Raw genomic sequence first — 17,953 nt, forward strand, 5'->3', positions numbered from 1 at the left:
AGATGGTGATGCCGGGGGACAATGTGAACCTGACCATCAAGCTGATCACCCCGATAGCGATGGAAAAGGGTTTGCGGTTCGCGATCCGCGAGGGCGGACGGACCGTGGGCGCCGGCACCATTTCGGATATCCTGGAGTAATCCGAGGCAGCCATGCGAGACATCATCACGTTTGAGTGTACGAAGTGCAAACGCCGTAATTACACGTCGACCAAGAACAAGAAGACCACTACGGAGCGGTTGGAATTCAAGAAGTTCTGCAACCACTGCCGTACGCATACGCCGCACAAGGAAACGCGGTGAGGCCCGGGCGATCGGATCGGACACACAGGCCAGTAGCTCGAATTGGTAGAGCGGCGGTCTCCAAAACCGCATGTTGGGGGTTCGAGTCCCTCCTGGCCTGCCAGATCCGGTCCGGCGCTCCGAACCCCGGGTTCGTTGCAGTCGGCTGAATGTCTGCGGAGTCAAGCGAATGAAACAATTTTTTGCCAGGCTTGGGAACAGGATTCGGAGCATCGTCGAGTTCCTCAAGGATACGCGGAAAGAGCTGAATAACGTTTCGTGGCCGGGGCGGCGGGAAGTGACCGGGACCACCATCGTGGTGCTCGTGTCGGTGTTTTTCTTCGGACTCTTTCTCTTTGTCGTGGATCTTTTCGTTCGAACCGGGATGAACTACATTCTCAGTTCATCCTTCTTGTAGGGATCCCGCCGTCAGAAGCGGAGTGACCTGCATTTCCAGTGCGCTGTCGGCACTACCTTGAAACGGATGTATGGATAGCACGAAAAAGTGGTACATCATTCACACCTACTCCGGATATGAACGCAAGGTGGCGGAAAGCCTCATGAACCGCATCCAGGCGTACGAACTTGGGGAGTGTATCGGGCAGATCCTGATCCCCACGGAAGACGTGGTGGAGATGAAGGGGGGCAAAAAGGTCATCAGCACCAAGCTGACCTTTCCCGGGTACATCCTGGTGGAAATGGACATGACCGACCAGGCCTGGCACATCGTGCGCGGAACGCCGAAGGTGACGGGCTTTATCAGCACGGGAAAGAAACCCACTCCTCTGACGGAAGAGGAGATCAACGAGGTGGTCAACCGGGTTTCGATCACGGCGGAACAGCCGAAGCCGAAGTTCAGCTTCGACCGCGGCGAAGCGGTCAAGATCAACGACGGACCGTTCAAGGATTTCACGGGCGTGGTCGAGGACGTGAACCCCGAACGCAACACCCTGAAGGTGATGCTCACCATCCTCGGGCGCGCGACGCCGGTGGAATTGGAAACCGAGCAGGTGGAAAAGGCTTGAAAAATGACGGTTTACGAATGACGAATTACGAAGGGGCGGGTCCTGTTCGTTATTCGTAAGTCGTTATTCGGAATTCGCTCGATGGAGTTGTTCGATGGCTAAAAAGATTGTGGCAAACATCAAGTTGCAGGTCGCGGCGGGAAAGGCGACTCCCGCGCCGCCGGTAGGGTCGGCCTTGGGGCCCCACGGGCTCAATATCATGGATTTCTGCAAGGCGTTCAACGCGAAGACGGCCAAGCAGGAGGGGTTGATCATCCCCGTGGTGGTTACGGTATACGCCGACCGCACCTACTCCTTCGTGACCAAGACTCCCCCGGCGGCCATCCTGCTCAAGAAGGCGGCCAACATCGCCAAGGGGTCGGGCGAGCCGAACAAGAACAAGGTGGCCAAGGTGACGATGAAGGATGTGCGGGAAATCGCACAGCTGAAAATGCCCGACCTCAACGCCTCGGACATCGATGCCGCGGTGAAGATCGTCATGGGCACGGCCCGCAGCATGGGGGTCGAGGTCGAGCTAAATTAGCGATTTGCGGTTCGCGGTTGACGGGGCCCCGCGGGGTCCTCAATCGTCGATCGTCGATCTTGAGTCGTAAATTGTTTGCGAGGTATAAAGCAATGGCTAAGGCGGGAAAGAACTATACCAAGGCTGCCGCTGCCGTGGAGAAGAAGGCCTACAGTCTGGACGAGGCGGTGACGCTGCTCAAGAAGATCTCCTTCGCCAAGTTCAACGAAACCGTCGAGGTTTCCATGAAGCTGGGGGTCGATCCGAAGCACGCGGACCAGATGGTGCGCGGCACGGTGATCCTTCCCAACGGCCTGGGGAAGAGCAAGCGGGTCGTGGTCATCGCCTCCGGGGACAAGGTGAAGGAAGCGCGGGATGCCGGGGCGGAAGAGGTCGGCGGGGACGATATCGTGGAGCGGATTTCCGGGGGCTGGATGGACTTCGACGCCGTCGTGGCCACCCCGGACATGATGCGGAGCGTCGGCAAGCTGGGAAAGGTGCTGGGCCCCCGGGGGCTGATGCCGAACCCCAAGACGGGAACCGTCACGTTCGACGTGGGCAAGGCGGTCCAGGAGATCAAGGCCGGGAAGGTGGAATTCCGGGTGGACAAGACCGGGATCATCCACGCTCCCTGCGGGAAGATCCAGTTCGAGGAAAAGAACCTGTGTGAAAACGCCAAGGCCCTGATAGACGCGGTCCTCCGGGCGAAGCCCGCCAGCAGCAAGGGGAAGTACGTCCGGAGCATCTCGATTTCCTCCACCATGAGTCCCGGTATCCGGGTGGACGAGGCTGCGCTGTAGACACATGCTAAATCGTGTCCGGCCCGTGCCGGACAAGCCTGGCGCCCGGGCGGCGCGGACGATCCGCGGCGCGAGAGGGCGCCCCAAAGGTCTGAGCTCATGAATAGAAACGAAAAGCAGCAGAACGTGGAATTCCTGAACGAGCAGTTCCGTTCGACCAGCAACGCCTTCCTGATCAATTACAGCGGGCTGAAGGTGGTGGAGGCGACCGAGGTCCGGCGGAAGATCAGGGCGATGGACGGAAGCTACGTGGTGGTGAAGAACACCCTGGCCTTGAGGGCGGCCAAGGAAACGGCGCTCGAGCAACTGGCGCCGTATTTCCAGGGTCCGACCGCCATCGCGTTTCATCCCAAGGATGTCGTGGGGCTGGCCAAACTGCTCTCCGATATCGGCAAGAGCAATCCCCACTTTGAGTTCAAGGCGGCGTTGGTCGAAGGCAAAGTGGTGTCGCCGGGCGAAATCCAGGCGATAGCCTCGCTGCCTTCCAGAGAGGTGATGCTGAGCAAGCTGGTCTTCCTTCTCAAGGCGCCTCTGCAGAAGCTTACCTCGGTTCTGAACGCTCCATTACGCGACCTGGGCCTGGTTTTGAAACAGGTCCCGAAATAGGGAGCCCAGGCAGATTCGGCAATACATCTCTACCCATTCCTCACAGGAGTCTATGATGGCGATTACAAAGGTTGAAGTTTTAGAATGGATCGATCAGGCAACCATGCTGGAGATCTCCGACCTGGTCAAGAACCTCGAAGAGAAATACGGCATCAGCGCGGCGGCGGCCATGCCCATGGTTGTCGCCGGCGGCGCGGGCGGCGGCGAGGCGGCCGCGGCGGCCGAGGAGAAGACGGAATTTGACGTCATCCTGAGCGCCGTGGGCGACAAGAAGATCAACGTGATCAAGGTCGTCCGCGAAGTCACCAGCCTCGGGCTCAAGGAAGCCAAGGACCTGGTGGAGGCCGCTCCCAAGGCGGTCAAGGAAGGCATCGCCAAGGAAGAGGCCGAGGCCGTCAAGAAAAAGTTCGAAGAAGCCGGCGCGACCGTGGAGATCAAGTAGACGTCGGGTTCCTGCCGATGCGTGCGTGCGGAGAGGGCTCCAGCAGGCCTCTCCGCGCGCATTGGTTTTACCCGGTCAAGCCTGCCGGCTACGGCAGGCTTTTGCGTTGCCAACCCCATTTGAGGTCAATGTGCACGGGCCTTCAGATACGGGGAAACTGAAAGAACAGGTCTTGCTCTCTCAGGAGGGTAGAGGCAGTGGTGTGTCTTCCGTCCTCTACCCCACAGTCCTGGCTCTCCCTAAAGGCACGTCAAAACCCATATTGAGCTTTTCGAGGTAAATTTTTCAATGACCAATATCAGCACTTCGAATGTGTATCGGGACCGCGTGGACTTCGCCAAGATCCACACCAGCATTCCCATTCCGAATTTGATCGAAGTCCAGAGAAAATCCTACCATCGGTTCCTGCAGATGGACGTCCCCTCCGCGGAACGCGAGGACGTAGGGCTGCAGGCGGTGTTCAATTCCGTCTTCCCGATCAACGATTTTCGCGGCACCTCCTCTCTGGAATTCGTCGAATACTCCATTGGGAACTGGCAGTGCAAGTGCGGCAACCTGAAGGGCTTGAATTACCTCCGAGCGAACTGTGCCGAGTGCGGCAAGGCCATCATCAACAGCCCCTACAACCCGGACGCCGGCACCTGCCGGCACTGCGGGGGGAAGAACGAGATCGAGAACCCGCGCTGCGAATTCTGCGGCGGAACGGTGGACCTGAACGTCAAGTATTCCGTCGAGGAGTGCCAGGAACGGGGGATGACGTTCGCCGTTCCGCTCAAGGTGACCGTCCGGCTCGTCGTCTGGGACAAGGACGCCGAGACCGAAGGGAAGAGTGTGCGCGACATCAAGGAGCAGGAGGTCTATTTCGGCGACATCCCGCTCATGACCGAAAACGGCACCTTCATCGTCAACGGTACCGAACGCGTCATCGTCAGCCAGCTTCATCGCTCCCCCGGGGTGTTTTTCGAATCCAGCGCCGGGCACACCTTCTTCCTGGCGAAGATCATCCCCTACCGCGGCTCGTGGGTGGAGTTCGAGTACGACCAGAAGAACCTCCTCTACGTGAGGATCGACCGCAAGCGCAAATTCCTGGCGACCACCTTCCTGCGGGCCCTCGGCCTCAGCGACGACGCCGGAATCCTGCGCACGTTCTACACGCCGGTCACGATCCGGTGGGAGGAAAACGTGCTGTACCGCGGCCTCGGGCGGGACCTCGTCGGCTCCAGGGCGGCGGAAGACATCAAGGACCCGAAGGGGAAGAGCGTTCTGGTCGCCAAGGGGAAGAAGATCCTCGCCGGCGCCTACAACCAGCTCGTCAAGGCGGGGGTCAAGGAGATCGTCATCGACATGGACGCGCTGGAAGGCGCCCTGTCCATTTCCGAGGTGATCAACCAGGAAACGGGCGAAATCCTGGTCGAATCCAACACCGAGGTGACCTCGCGCACGATCGCGGTACTTGCCGAGAACGGGATTTCGTCGCTCGAGGTGTTCTACCCGGAGCACGAAGACACCGGCGTGACCATCTCCCAGACGCTCCGGAAGGACCATATCAAATCGCAGTCGGACGCCCTCATCGAGATCTACCGGAAGCAGCGTCCGGGCGACCCGCCGACGATCGAGACCGCGACCGCGCTTTTCGAGGGGATGTTCTACGACCCGCGCAAGTACGATTTCTCCAAGGTCGGCAGGCTGAAGTTCAACATCAAGCTGGGACTGAACACGCCGCTCGAGCAGCGCACGCTGCAGGCGGAGGACTTCTACGCCGTGATCAGCTATGCGCTGAAGCTTCCGCGCAACATCGGGACCGTGGACGACATCGATCACCTCGGGAACCGCAGGGTGCGCGCCGTGGGCGAACTGCTCGAAAACCAGTTCCGCATCGGGCTCGTGCGCATGGAGCGGGCGATCAAGGAGAAGATGTCGGTCCACCAGGAAATGACGACGGCGATGCCGCACGACCTCATCAACGCCAAGCCGGTGATGGCGTCGATCCGGGAGTTTTTCGGCAGCAGCCAGCTGTCCCAGTTCATGGACCAGACCAACCCCCTTTCCGAGATCACCCACAAGCGGCGCCTGTCGGCCCTGGGGCCGGGCGGGCTGAGCCGCGAGCGGGCGGGGTTCGAGGTGCGCGACGTGCACCCGACCCACTACGGCCGCATCTGCCCGATCGAAACCCCGGAAGGGCCCAACATCGGGCTGATCTCCTCGCTCAGCTGCTACGCCCGGATCAACGAGTACGGCTTCATCGAGTCCCCCTACCGCAAGGTGAAGAACGGCAAGGTGCTGGAATTCGTTCAGATCGTATTCCCGGGGGACACCCACCTCAAGGTGGGCGAACAGTCGGAAAAGGAGGCCGTGGACAGGGAGAACCGGAGGTGCGAGGCCTCGGGGAAGCGGCCGGCCCAGTGGGAACCGCATTCCTTTTATCAGACCGCCTGGGAGGCCGAGGAGTACAACATCGCCCAGGCGAACGCCGACATCGGCGAAGACGGGATGCTGGTCCAGGAGCGGGTCAACGCCCGCAACGAGGGGAATTTCGTCCTGGTCGAGCGCGAGGGGGTGGATTACATCGACGTGTCGCCCAAGCAGCTGGTGAGCGTGGCCGCCAGCCTGATCCCGTTTCTCGAGCATGACGACGCGAACCGTGCGCTGATGGGTTCCAACATGCAGCGCCAGGCCGTTCCGCTGCTCCGCGCCGAGGCCCCCTACATCGGCACGGGGATGGAATACATCACCGCCAAGGACTCGGGCGCCGTCGTGACCTGCAAACGCTCGGGCGTGGTCGACAGCGTCGACGCCACCCGTATCATCGTGCGCGTCGAGGGGGAGAGCGACGGGGGGAAATCCCCGAACCGGGACGCGGGGGTGGACATCTATTCCCTGACCAAGTTCAAACGCTCGAACCAGAACACCTGCATCAACCAGACCCCGCTGGTGAGCCGGGGCGAAGCCGTCGTCAGGGGGCAGGTCCTGGCCGACGGGCCGTGCACGGACAAGGGCGAGCTCGCGCTGGGGCGTAACGTGCTGGTGGCCTTCATGCCCTGGCGCGGCTACAACTTCGAGGACGCCATCCTGGTGAGCGAGAAGCTGGTGAAGGAAGACAGCTATACGTCCATCCACATCGAGGAGCTGGAAATCGAGGCCCGGGACACCAAGCTCGGACCGGAGGAGATCACGCGCGACATCCCGAACGTCAGCGACGCAAGCCTGCGCGACCTGGACGAGAGCGGCATCATCCGGATCGGCGCCAAGGTGCGGCCCGGGGATGTGCTGGTCGGCAAGGTGACACCGAAGGGGGAGACCCAGCTGTCCCCGGAAGAGAAGCTTTTGCGGGCCATCTTCGGCGAGAAGGCTGGAGAGGTGCGGGACGCCTCCCTGGTGACCCCCCCGGGCATCGAGGGGACGATCGTCGACGTCAAGATATTTTCGCGCAAGGGGGTTCCGAAGGACGAGCGCGCCCGGCAGATCGAGCAGGAACAGGTCGACAAGATGGAAAAGGATCTCAACGACGAGATCCGCATCATCAAGGAGGAGCGGAACAAGAAGCTCATCCTCATTTTCAGCGGCGAAGCCCTCCAGGAGGACCTCGTGAACCGGGCGGGGGAGGTGGTCATCAAGAAGAACACCAAGCTGACCCGGTCGCTCCTCCAGGGCCTCAACTCCACCGAACTCGGCAGGGTCAAGAACGATTTCAAGGCCGAGAAGGAGGGGAAGGTCTACGAAGGCATCCGGAGCCTCGAGGAGAAGACGGAAAAACAGATCCAGATTCTCAAGAGCCTCCACGAGGAACAGCTGGCCAAGCTGCGGCGCGGCGACGAGCTCCCTCCCGGCGTCATCAAGATGGTGAAGGTCTACGTGGCCATGAAGCGGAAGCTTTCGGTGGGCGACAAGATGGCCGGGCGCCACGGGAACAAGGGCGTGATCGCCCGCATCCTGCCGGAAGAGGACATGCCCTACCTGCCGGACGGCACGCCGGTCGAGATCGTGCTCAACCCCCTGGGGGTCCCCTCCCGGATGAACGTCGGGCAGATCCTGGAAACCCACCTGGGATGGGCGGCGTCCGCCCTCGGGCTGCATTTCGCGACCCCGGTGTTCGACGGCGCCTCGGAATCGGAGATCAAGGAGATGCTCCGCCGCGCCGGGCTTCCGGAGAGCGGCAAGATCGACCTCTACGACGGCATGACGGGGGAAAGGTTCGACCAGCAGGTGACCGTGGGGTTCATCTACATCCTCAAGCTGTCGCACCTCGTCGACGACAAGATCCACGCCCGCAGCATCGGCCCCTACTCCCTCATCACACAGCAGCCCCTGGGCGGGAAAGCCCAGTTCGGAGGCCAGCGCTTCGGGGAAATGGAAGTCTGGGCGCTGGAGGCCTACGGCGCCGCCAACATCCTGCAGGAACTGCTGACGGCCAAATCGGATGATATCCAGGGCCGGACCAAGATCTACGAGGCCATTGTCAAGGGGGAGTCCCAGTTCACTCCGGGCATCCCCGAGTCGTTCAACGTTCTCATCCGCGAGCTGCAGAGCCTTTGCCTGGACGTGGAGCTGATCCAGAAGCAGAAGGCGCGGCACGTCGAGGTGCCGGCGGAGGAATGAAGGGCGCCGCGCGCGGTCCCCGGTGAGACCGGGAAGGGATCGCCGGACAGGGGCGAGAGGGAATTGAAGGAAACTTCATCCACGATTGGGGGAGTCCATTGAGAAGTTTTAAAGATGTGATGGAAAAATCGGATTTGAGCACGGATTTCGACAGCATCCGCATCAGTCTGGCGTCTCCGGAAAAGATAAGGGCGTGGTCCCGCGGCGAGGTCACCAAGCCGGAGACGATCAACTACCGCACCTTCAAGCCGGAGAGGGACGGGCTCTTCTGCGCTCGGATCTTCGGCCCGGTCACCGACTGGGAATGCCTGTGCGGGAAATACAAGCGCATGAAATACCGCGGCGTGGTCTGCGACAAGTGCGGCGTCGAAGTCACTCTTTCCAAGGTGCGCCGCGAGCGGCTCGGGCACATCGAGCTCGCCTCCCCCTGCTCCCACGTCTGGTTCTTCAAGGGGCTTCCCAGCCGGATCGGGCACCTGCTCGACATCAGCCTCCGGGACCTGGAACGCGTGCTCTATTTCGAGGCCTACGTCGTCGTCGACCCGGGCGAAGCGCCGATCAAGGCGGGCGAACTGCTGAACGAGGAGAGATACCGTTCGCTGGTCCAGGATTTCCCCGGGAAATTCCGGGCCATGATGGGGGCCGAGGCCATCAAGGAGCTGCTCCGGCAGGTGGACGTCGAGGTCGCCGCCGAGGAACTGCGCGCGGCCATGAAGACGGAGACCTCGCAGCTGAAAAAACTCAAATACGCCAAGCGCCTGAAGGTGGTCGACGCGTTCCGCAAATCGGGCAACAAGCCGGAGTGGATGATCCTCGACGTCATCCCCGTCATCCCGCCGGAGCTGCGCCCCCTGGTGCCGCTCGACGGCGGACGGTTCGCCACGTCGGACCTCAACGACCTCTACCGGCGCGTGATCAACCGGAACAACCGCCTGAAGAAGCTCATGGAACTCCGCGCCCCGGAAGTCATCATCCGCAACGAGAAGCGGATGCTCCAGGAGGCGGTCGACGCCATGTTCGACAACGGCCGCAGGGGGCGCGTGCTCCGCGGCGCCAATAACCGGCCGCTGAAATCGCTGAGCGACACCCTCAAGGGCAAATCGGGCCGGTTCCGCCAGAACCTGCTCGGGAAGCGCGTGGACTATTCCGGGCGCTCGGTCATCGTTGTCGGGCCGGAACTGAAGCTGCACCAGTGCGGCCTCCCCAAGAAGATGGCGCTCGAGCTGTTCAAGCCCTTCATCTACAACCGCCTGGAGAAGGATGGGCATGCGGCCACCATCAAGGGCGCCAAGGAGATGGTGGAGCGCCAGGAATCGGTGGTCTGGGACATCCTCGAGGAGGTGATCAAGGACCACCCGGTGATGCTCAACCGCGCGCCGACGCTCCACCGGCTGGGGATCCAGGCATTCGAGCCGGTGCTGGTGGAGGGGAAGGCGATCAAGATTCCGCCGCTGGTCTGCGCCGCGTTCAACGCCGATTTCGACGGCGACCAGATGGCGGTGCACATCCCGCTCTCCCCTGAGGCGCAGATCGAGGCCTCGGTCCTGATGCTGAGCAGCCACAATATCCTTTCGCCCGCGAACGGCCAGCCGATCGCCATACCGAGCCAGGACATCGTGCTGGGGTGCTACTACCTCACCAAGGCCAAGCGGGGGACCCGGGGCGAAGGCAGGGTTTTCGGTTCGTTCGACGAGGCGATGTTCGCGCTGGAGAACGGGATGGTCGAGCGGCTGACGCCCATCCGGTACCGCTACACCGGAGCGCTGATGGACCTGACCACGCAGAACGACGATCAGGCCGTCATGCGGGCCGACGTGCGCGACGTGGACAACGAGTTCATCAACACCACCATCGGTCGCCTGATCTTCAACTCCGTCCTCCCGGAGGGCATTCCGTTCGTCAACGGGCTGATGAAGAAGAAGGGGCTGCAGCAGCTGGTCAATTACTGCTACCTGCGCTTCGGCCTGGACGCCACGGTGCCGATGCTGGACGACCTCAAGAACCTGGGATTCCTCCACGCCACCAAGGCGGGGATATCGATCGGCATCGACGACCTGATCGTTCCGGACAACAAGGGGGAACTGGTCGACGCGGCCCGCGAAGCCGTGATCGAAGTCGAGAAGCAGTACCAGGACGGGGCCATCACCGACGGCGAACGCTACAACAAGATCATCGACGTCTGGTCGGATGTGACCGAGAGGGTATCGGACGAGATGTTCCGCAAGATGGCCCAGCAGGACCAGAGCGGGTACGAGTTCAACCCGATCTACATCATGGCCGACTCCGGTGCCCGGGGGAGCAAGCAGCAGATCCGCCAGCTCGCGGGCATGCGCGGGTTGATGGCCAAGCCTTCGGGCGAAATCATCGAGACCCCCATCACGGCCAACTTCCGGGAAGGGCTCACGGTGCTGCAGTACTTCATCTCTACCCACGGCGCCCGCAAGGGGCTGGCGGACACGGCGCTGAAGACGGCCGATTCGGGCTATCTGACCCGGCGCCTGGTCGACGTCGCCCAGGACGTCATCATCTCCATGGACGACTGCAACACCCTGGACGGCATCTACGTGACCTCCATCATCGAAGGGGGGGAGATCATCGAGCCGCTGCGCGACCGCATCGTCGGCCGCGTGTCGCTCGAGAACATCAAGGACCCGCTGACGGGCGAGACGATCCTGGGGATCAACGAGGAGATCACCGAGTCGCTGGCGGCCGAGATCCAGGCCGCCGGGATCGAGAAGGTGAAGATCCGGTCGGTGCTCACGTGCAAGGCCAAGCGCGGGGTCTGCATCAAGTGCTACGGTCGCAACCTGGCCACCGGGAACCTGGTGGACCTGGGCGAGGCCGTGGGGGTGATCGCGGCGCAGTCGATCGGGGAGCCGGGAACGCAGCTCACCATGCGCACGTTCCATATCGGGGGCACGGCGAGCCGGACACACGAGCATTCGACGGAAGAGGCGAGGAACGAGGGTATCGCCAAGTTCCTCAACGTGCTGCACGTGACGAACAAGGACGGCAACCTGGTGGTGATGAACCGCAACGGGACGCTCATCATCGCCGACGAGGCGGGACGCGAGAGGGAGCGGTATCCGGCGGCCTACGGCGCCACGCTGAAGGTGAAGGAAGGCCAGAGGGTCAAGCCGGGACAGACGCTGATCGAATGGGACCCCTACTCCTTCGCGATCCTGACCGAGTTCGGCGGCACCGTCGTTTTCAAGGACATCCACGACGGCTTGACCGTCAAGGAGGAGCGCGACGAAAACACCGGGCTGGTACGCCAGGTGATCATGGAATCGGCCGACGAAAAATATCAGCCGCAGGTGGGCATCCGGAACGAGAAGGGGAAGATCGTCAAGAGCTACCTTCTCCCCTCCAAGGCCCATCTCTGGGTGGACAACGGCGAAGAGGTGTACCCGGGGAGCATCCTGTCCAAGATCCCGCGGGAAACCCGCAAGACCAAAGACATCACCGGCGGTCTGCCCCGCATCGTGGAGCTGTTCGAGGCCCGGAAGCCCAAGGAGACGGCCGTCATCACCGAGATCGACGGCGTCGTGCGCTACGCCGGGCTGGTGCGCAACCAGCGCAAGATCGAGGTGCACCATGAAAGCGGCATCATCAAGGAATACCTGCTGCCGCGCGGCGTGCACATCAACGTGCAGGAGGGGGAGTACGTGCGCGCGGGCGAGGCGCTGATGGACGGGCCGCGCAACCCGCACGACATCCTCAGGGTCCTGGGCGAAAAGGAACTGCAGGGCTACCTGGTCAACGAGATCCAGGAGGTCTACCGCCTGCAGGGGGTCAATATCAACGACAAGCACATCGAGGTCATCGTCCGGCAGATGATGCGGTGGATCAAGGTCGAGGAGGTGGGGGACACCGAGTTCCTGCTCGACGAACAGGTGGACAAATTCCGGTTCTACGAGGAAAACGACCGGACCGAAACTTCGGGCGGAATCCCCGCCAAGGGGCGTCCGCTGCTGCTCGGCATCACCAAGGCCTCGCTTTCCACCGACAGTTTCATCTCCGCGGCCTCCTTCCAGGAAACCACCCGCGTGCTGACCGAGGCGGCCATCAGCGGCAAGGTCGATTACCTGCGGGGGCTGAAGGAAAACGTCATCATGGGGCGCCTCATCCCCGCCGGCACCGGGATGGAGTACTACCACAACATCAAACTGACGGAAGAACTGGTCCCGATGGAGTTGCCGGAAGGGGACGAGGGGGGCGAGAGCGATCTCCTCGCTTCCGGCCTGGATATCGAACTCCTCAACCCGAAGCCGGCCGACGTCGGTTAGGCCGTCTGCGCGCGACCGGCGCCCTGCGCCGGTCGCGCGTCCCCGCTTTCTCCCCCCTCCCCCCGATCCCGTACGATCGCGCGGCCCGAAAGGGCGCGTTCTAGCGGATCCGTTTGCGGGTATAGTGAGCCTTTTCGTGGATGTGCAGGTGGGGCTGGATCGACGCGCCCGCCTGCCCGAAACCGAAATCCAGGCGGATGACATCCAGGAACGGGACGAGGAACCGGACCCCCACCCCCCCTCCCGCGATCACGTTCCGGGTGAAGTCCCCCCCCTCGCTCCACGCGGTTCCCATGTCGGCGAAGGCCGCCAGCTGCAGGCCGTAATAGAGGCTGTACCTCCGCACGCGGAACAGCCGGGGGTGGAGCAGGTCGTAGCGATACTCGACCGTGTTGATGAACTGGTTCTTTCCCTGGCGGGCGCCCGATTCCCACCCCCGCACCGTGTTCGTGCCTCCGATGTGAAAATCGCGATACACGGGGAGGTCCCCCCCGACCCGCCCGCTCTGCAGGGAGGCGAAGGTGAAGAGAACCAGGCCGTGGCGGTGTGCGAGGGACTGGTAGCGCCGGAGATCGAACTGGGCCGTGACGAAATCGCCGTCCCCCCCCAGGAAGCCGCCGTTTTGCGTCAAATCGAATATGCCCCTCCAGCCGTTGCGGGGAACGGACGCGGAATCGAGGTGGTCGTACTCGAGCATCGCCCCGAGAAAAGGCGTGTGGTCCCGGTTGGCAGGGGAAAGGGTGATCCCGGGGGTGTCGCTTCCGAAGGAAAGATACCCCCCCCTGGCGCTCAACATCCAGTCGGAATGGAGGTTCACCCCCAGGCGCAGGTCCAGCTCGTGCGAATTCTCGCGGTGGGCGTCATGCTTGTCCCTGCGGTCGCGGTAGTCGTACTGCACGCCGTACGATTTTTCCCCGGGCGCCTGCCACGGGGTTTCGAGCGAAAGGTCCGCGTGGGTCGCGCCCCCCAGCTTGAACGATCCCGAGAGGGAGATCGTGCGCCCCAGGAGGTTGGCCATCCTGACGCCCATCCCCCCGGAAGTCCCGTTGGTGTCGCTTATGGTCAGTTTGGGAAAGGGGACGAAATTGGGGAGTTCCCGGATGCTCAGGGTGAGAAAAACTTCGTCCCCGACGACCACGGGATCGGCCTGCACCGCGGCAAAAAGTCCCAGGCGGTCCAGGTAGCGGCGGTCATGGTCTTCCGTCTCCTCGGTGTAGGGTTCCCCCACCTTGGACTCCAGGAGCCGGATGACGGTGGATTCCGGGGTCTGGACCAACCCCCGGATCCTTATTTCGCGCACGATTTTTCCATAGGGGAGGGGAAAGGCGAAATAGGATTGCGCCCCGGCCGATCCGGACAAGCCGGTCAGGAAAACGACCAGGGCACAGAGAAGACTCCTGGGGAGGAGGAGAGGATCTTTCCGCATCATGCCCTATCAACATACTATTTTAGGGCGATTCTTGGGAATAGGGAAATGCCGGTCCGGCGGAATCGTCGGGCCGCCGGCCGGGACGGGGGATTGACATCTCTGTTAAAAGTATGGACAATCGGCATGTCCAACAAGTAGACATTCCAGCCCGGGGTCTCGGCCAAGGGATCCTCGCGGCGCGGCCGTCTGGACAGTGCATCCGGGGGGAGAGGTGCGACAGGCATACGCCGGAACGAGCGCGGCACCGGAAGAGCCGAAAATCCGTTTTTTCCACAGCGTCAGGCAGAAGCTCCTGATGCTGGTGACGGTGCTGGCGCTCCTCCCCCTGGCGGGCCTGTCGATCTTCTCCTATGTCGCCGGCGGAAATCAGATCCGGGACCGCATCCGGTTTTCGCTCGAAAAAATGGCCCAGGACACCGCCGACAAGATGGACCTGCTCCTGCGCGCGAAGAAGGAGGAGCTCCATTCCATGGCGACCACCGCTCCGCTGGTTCTGCGCCGCGCGAGTCCCCCCGGGTGGGACCGGATGATCCCGCTGCTGAACAACTACTGCTTCAACCACGAAGGCTACGATGCGCTCCTGGTCGTCGACGCCACGGGTGCCGTCGTCGCGGTGAACACCACGGACCGGAACATGGCCCCCATCCCGCGGGCGAGGCTCGAGAGGGTCCTTGGAAGGAACATTTCGGAATTCCCCGAGGAGCGGAGGCTGTTCGCCGCCTCGATCCAGGGGCAGCATTCCCATGCCGACTGGTACGCGTCGGCGATTGCGGGGGCCCTCTGTGATTACGAGGACGAGGACGGAAGCCACCGGTACAACATCGCGCTGTCGGAGCCGTTTCGCGATCCCGCGACGCGGGAGATCACGGGGGTCTGGATCAACATCGTGAACTGGTCCCTCTTCCAGAACGTGCTCGACAACGTGGAACTGGATCTGGCCGGCATGGAGCTCCCGACCGGGTTCGGCTTCCTGACCGCGGGGGACGCCAATACCGTCATCGGCCACCGGGACCGGAAGAACCGGCCCGGGTCGGCGTCCCCCGCCGATGCCTACGGGGCGCGGTTCACGGAGGACTTCGGGATCCTCGCCCTCGGCGATGCCGTGCGCGACCGGGAGCGCGGCAGCGGATACCGGATGCCCGACGGAGCGCGCAAGCTCGCCGGGATCGCGCCGGTCTCCGACACCGCCTTCGGCTGGAATGTGGGGGTCGAGGTGGATGAGACCGACATCCTCCGGCCGCTCCGGAAACTGGGGTTCTGGCTGGCGCTGACCACCGGGGCACTGGCTTTGCCGGTGGTTTTCTTCACCTGGATGACCGCGCGGCGCATCACGCTTTCCCTCAGGGCCCTGATCCGTTCCGCGAGAACGATGGCCCGGGGCAACTTCCGTCAGAGGGTGCCGCTCCGTTCCTCCGATGAACTCGGGATCCTTGCGGCCACCTTCAACGAAATGGGGGACGCCCTGTTTGCCAGGGAGGTGCAGCTTCAGGAGTTGACGCGGAACCTGGAAGCGATGGTGCGGGAGCGCACGCTGGAGCTCGAGAATTCCCATGAAGCCCTGAAGAGGGCGTATTTCGATCTCCAGAGCGCCCAGGAGCAGCTGGTCCAGACGGAGAAAATGGCGTCCTTGGGACAGCTGGTCTCCGGGATCGCGCACGAAATCAAAAACCCGCTCAACTTCATATACGGCAACACCGGTTTCCTGGGCGAGTACACCGAAAAGCTCCAGTCGCTGGTCGAGGGGCTGGACCGTCTCCCCAGCCTTTCCGATGAGGACCGGGAGGAAATCGCCCGCCGGAAGGAGGAGATCCACTACGCCTTCATCAAGGAGGACCTCAAGATCCTGATCGGCAATTTTGCCGAGGGGGCGCACAGGATCAACACGATCGTTTCCGACCTGCGCACCTTCTCCCGCATGGATACCGACGCGGTTTCGGACGTGGACCTGCACGCGTCGATCGAGATGTCGCTCAACCTGCTGCGCAACCAGTACCGTAACCGGATCGAGATCCACAAGGAATACGGCGACCTCCCCAGGATCCAGGGCTACGCGGGCAAGCTGAACCAGGTGATGATGAACCTCCTCTCCAACGCTTTTGCCGCCGTCAGGGAGAAGGGGGACGTCTGGATCCGCACCCGCCGGCAGGGGGACGGGGTGGAGATCGAAATCGAGGACAACGGGGTCGGCATCCCCGCGGAGAATCTCAAGCGGATCTTCGAACCGTTCTTCACCACCAAGCCGGTCGGCCAGGGGACGGGGCTGGGCCTGAGCATCAGCTACGGCATCATCGAGCAGCACCAGGGCAAAATCGAGGTGAGCGGCGCCCCCGGGGGGGGGAGCGTCTTCACGGTGCGCCTCCCCGTCATTCAGGAGAAGTCCCGGTGACCCCGAAGAAATACGAGCTTCTGCTCGTGGACGACGAACTGGCCAACCTGCAGAAGCTCGAGCGGACCTTCATGGGCCGGTACGGGGTCCACCGGGCGCGGTCGGGCGAGGAGGCGCTGGAAATTCTCGGCCGGGTGCCCGTCGACGCGATCATCACCGACCAGAAAATGCCCGGAATGACGGGCATTGAACTGCTGGAGCTGTCCCAGAAGAACCGGCCGGATATTGTCCGCATCGTGCTCACGGGGTTCACGGAGGTCGACGACCTCATCGCCGCCATCAACACCGGCAAGGTCCACAGGTACATCACCAAGCCGTGGGAGCCCGACAGCCTGAGGCTGGCGGTCCGGGACGCGCTCGAGAAGATGGAACTCGTGAGGGAAAACGAGCGCCTCGCCTCCGAACTCCAGTCGGTCAACGAAAGGCTCCGGACCGAGAACATCCTCCTGCGCCGCGAAATGGAAACGCAGGCCTATCCCCGGGACATCATCCACGGCAGTCCCGAAATGGACCACATCCTCGGCCTGTTGCGCCGGGTGACCGGGACGGAGACAACGGTCCTCATCCAGGGGGAAACCGGCACGGGGAAGGAGCTGATCGCCCGTTTCATCCACGCCGAGAGTCACCGGAGGGACCGGATCTTCATCCCGGTCAACTGCGGCGCCATTCCGAAGGACCTGGTGGAAAGCGAGTTTTTCGGGCATGCGAAGGGGGCTTTCACCGGGGCCACCCAGGACAGGAAGGGATACTTCGAGATGGCCGAGGGGGGGACCATTTTCCTCGACGAGATCGGCGAGGCGCCGCCGGAACTCCAGGTGAAGCTGCTGCGCGTCATCCAGGAGGACGAGATCATGCCCGTGGGCACGCACCAGCCCCGCAAGGTGGATGTCCGCCTGATCGCATCGACCAACAGGGACCTGAAGGCCGAAGTCGAGTCCGGCCGTTTTCGCCAGGATCTTTTCTTCCGGATCAACGTCTTCTCCGTCACCATCCCCCCCCTGCGGGAGCGCACCGGGGACATCCTCCCGATCGCCGAATTTTTCCTGCGGCAGTTTTCGCTCAAGCTGAACCGTCCGGCCGGGCGCTTCACGGAGGAGACCCGGCAGCGGCTCCTGGCCTATTCCTGGCCCGGCAACGTGCGGGAACTCCAGAACGAGGTGGAGCGGCTCGTCCTGCTGGCCGAGGGGCTGAAGCCGATCGGTCCGGACCTGTTGAGCGACCACATCCGCCGGCGCCAGACTCCTCCCGTGCCCGCGGGCGGAGATCTCAAATCGGCGGTCAGGGACCTGGAGGAAGCGATGATCCGCGAAACCATGGCGCGCCACGACCAGAACCGGTCGCGTACGGCCCGCGCCCTGGGAATCAGCCGCCAGTCCCTGCTGGAGAAGCTCCGGCGGATGAAGTGATCTGTCCATTTTCATTCCGATAAGTGTCCAATTATTAGACACCCCATATCCTCTGTATTTAATGAACTTGGGGGTTGATAGCGGAAAGGTGTCCAGGATGTGGACACTTCGGCCCGGATCGGTGTTTGAGCACTTGTTATATAAAGTATTGTAAATAAATGAATTGAGTTTCAGACGAAGTCTGGCCCTCC

Annotated in this window: 13 protein-coding genes and 1 tRNA gene; 13 read left to right on the forward strand and 1 reads right to left on the reverse strand. The window is 62.5% G+C overall.

Annotated features, from left to right (window positions below; all coding sequences use genetic code 11):
- From tuf to rpoC, 11 genes are all read left to right on the forward strand, one after another.
- A partial coding sequence (tuf, locus tag GXY47_11165; protein NLV31699.1) for an elongation factor Tu occupies positions 1-140 on the forward strand: 140 nt, incomplete at its 5' end.
- 12 nt (positions 141-152) lie between these two features.
- The gene (rpmG, locus tag GXY47_11170) at positions 153-302 is read left to right on the forward strand and encodes a 50S ribosomal protein L33 (protein ID NLV31700.1); all 150 of its coding nucleotides are present in this window, start codon (positions 153-155) and stop codon (positions 300-302) included.
- 26 nt (positions 303-328) lie between these two features.
- Positions 329-405 (forward strand) — tRNA-Trp (locus tag GXY47_11175).
- 66 nt (positions 406-471) lie between these two features.
- On the forward strand, positions 472-699 hold the full coding sequence (gene secE / locus GXY47_11180; GenBank protein ID NLV31701.1) for a preprotein translocase subunit SecE: 228 nt from the start codon (positions 472-474) through the stop codon (positions 697-699).
- Between the two features lie 70 nt (positions 700-769).
- A complete protein-coding gene (nusG, locus tag GXY47_11185; protein NLV31702.1) occupies positions 770-1,306 on the forward strand; it encodes a transcription termination/antitermination protein NusG in 537 nt (178 codons plus the stop codon).
- 94 nt (positions 1,307-1,400) lie between these two features.
- Positions 1,401-1,829 (forward strand): 50S ribosomal protein L11, encoded by a 429-nt coding sequence (rplK, locus tag GXY47_11190; GenBank protein NLV31703.1) that lies wholly within the window; start codon positions 1,401-1,403, stop codon positions 1,827-1,829.
- A 92-nt stretch (positions 1,830-1,921) separates the two neighbouring features.
- Positions 1,922-2,608, forward strand: coding sequence for a 50S ribosomal protein L1 (locus tag GXY47_11195; protein ID NLV31704.1), 687 nt, complete (start codon positions 1,922-1,924; stop codon positions 2,606-2,608).
- Positions 2,609-2,707: 99 nt separating this feature from the next.
- Positions 2,708-3,214 carry a 50S ribosomal protein L10 gene (gene rplJ, locus GXY47_11200; GenBank protein ID NLV31705.1) on the forward strand — a complete coding sequence of 169 codons (507 nt, stop codon included), beginning with the start codon at positions 2,708-2,710 and terminating at the stop codon, positions 3,212-3,214.
- Between the two features lie 52 nt (positions 3,215-3,266).
- Complete coding sequence (rplL, locus tag GXY47_11205; protein ID NLV31706.1) at positions 3,267-3,656, forward strand: 50S ribosomal protein L7/L12; 390 nt, start codon at positions 3,267-3,269, stop codon at positions 3,654-3,656.
- Positions 3,657-3,944: 288 nt separating this feature from the next.
- On the forward strand, positions 3,945-8,252 hold the full coding sequence (gene rpoB / locus GXY47_11210; GenBank protein NLV31707.1) for a DNA-directed RNA polymerase subunit beta: 4,308 nt from the start codon (positions 3,945-3,947) through the stop codon (positions 8,250-8,252).
- A gap of 119 nt (positions 8,253-8,371) precedes the next feature.
- The gene (gene rpoC / locus GXY47_11215; protein ID NLV31708.1) at positions 8,372-12,541 is read left to right on the forward strand and encodes a DNA-directed RNA polymerase subunit beta'; all 4,170 of its coding nucleotides are present in this window, start codon (positions 8,372-8,374) and stop codon (positions 12,539-12,541) included.
- A gap of 100 nt (positions 12,542-12,641) precedes the next feature.
- Here the strand turns inward: rpoC and GXY47_11220 are convergent, their stop codons facing one another.
- Positions 12,642-13,970 carry a BamA/TamA family outer membrane protein gene (locus tag GXY47_11220; protein NLV31709.1) on the reverse strand — a complete coding sequence of 443 codons (1,329 nt, stop codon included), beginning with the start codon at positions 13,968-13,970 and terminating at the stop codon, positions 12,642-12,644.
- 211 nt (positions 13,971-14,181) lie between these two features.
- Here GXY47_11220 and GXY47_11225 point away from each other — a divergent pair, with 211 nt between their 5' ends.
- The gene (locus GXY47_11225; protein ID NLV31710.1) at positions 14,182-16,356 is read left to right on the forward strand and encodes a HAMP domain-containing protein; all 2,175 of its coding nucleotides are present in this window, start codon (positions 14,182-14,184) and stop codon (positions 16,354-16,356) included.
- Positions 16,353-17,762: a sigma-54-dependent Fis family transcriptional regulator gene (locus tag GXY47_11230; protein ID NLV31711.1), complete on the forward strand. Its 1,410-nt coding sequence runs from the start codon at positions 16,353-16,355 to the stop codon at positions 17,760-17,762. Before GXY47_11225 ends, GXY47_11230 begins: the two co-directional genes overlap by 4 nt.
- The last annotated feature ends 191 nt before the right edge of the window (positions 17,763-17,953 follow it).

It is taken from the genome of Acidobacteriota bacterium, from assembly GCA_012729555.1.
Taxonomy (GTDB): Bacteria; Acidobacteriota; UBA6911; order UBA6911; family UBA6911; genus UBA6911.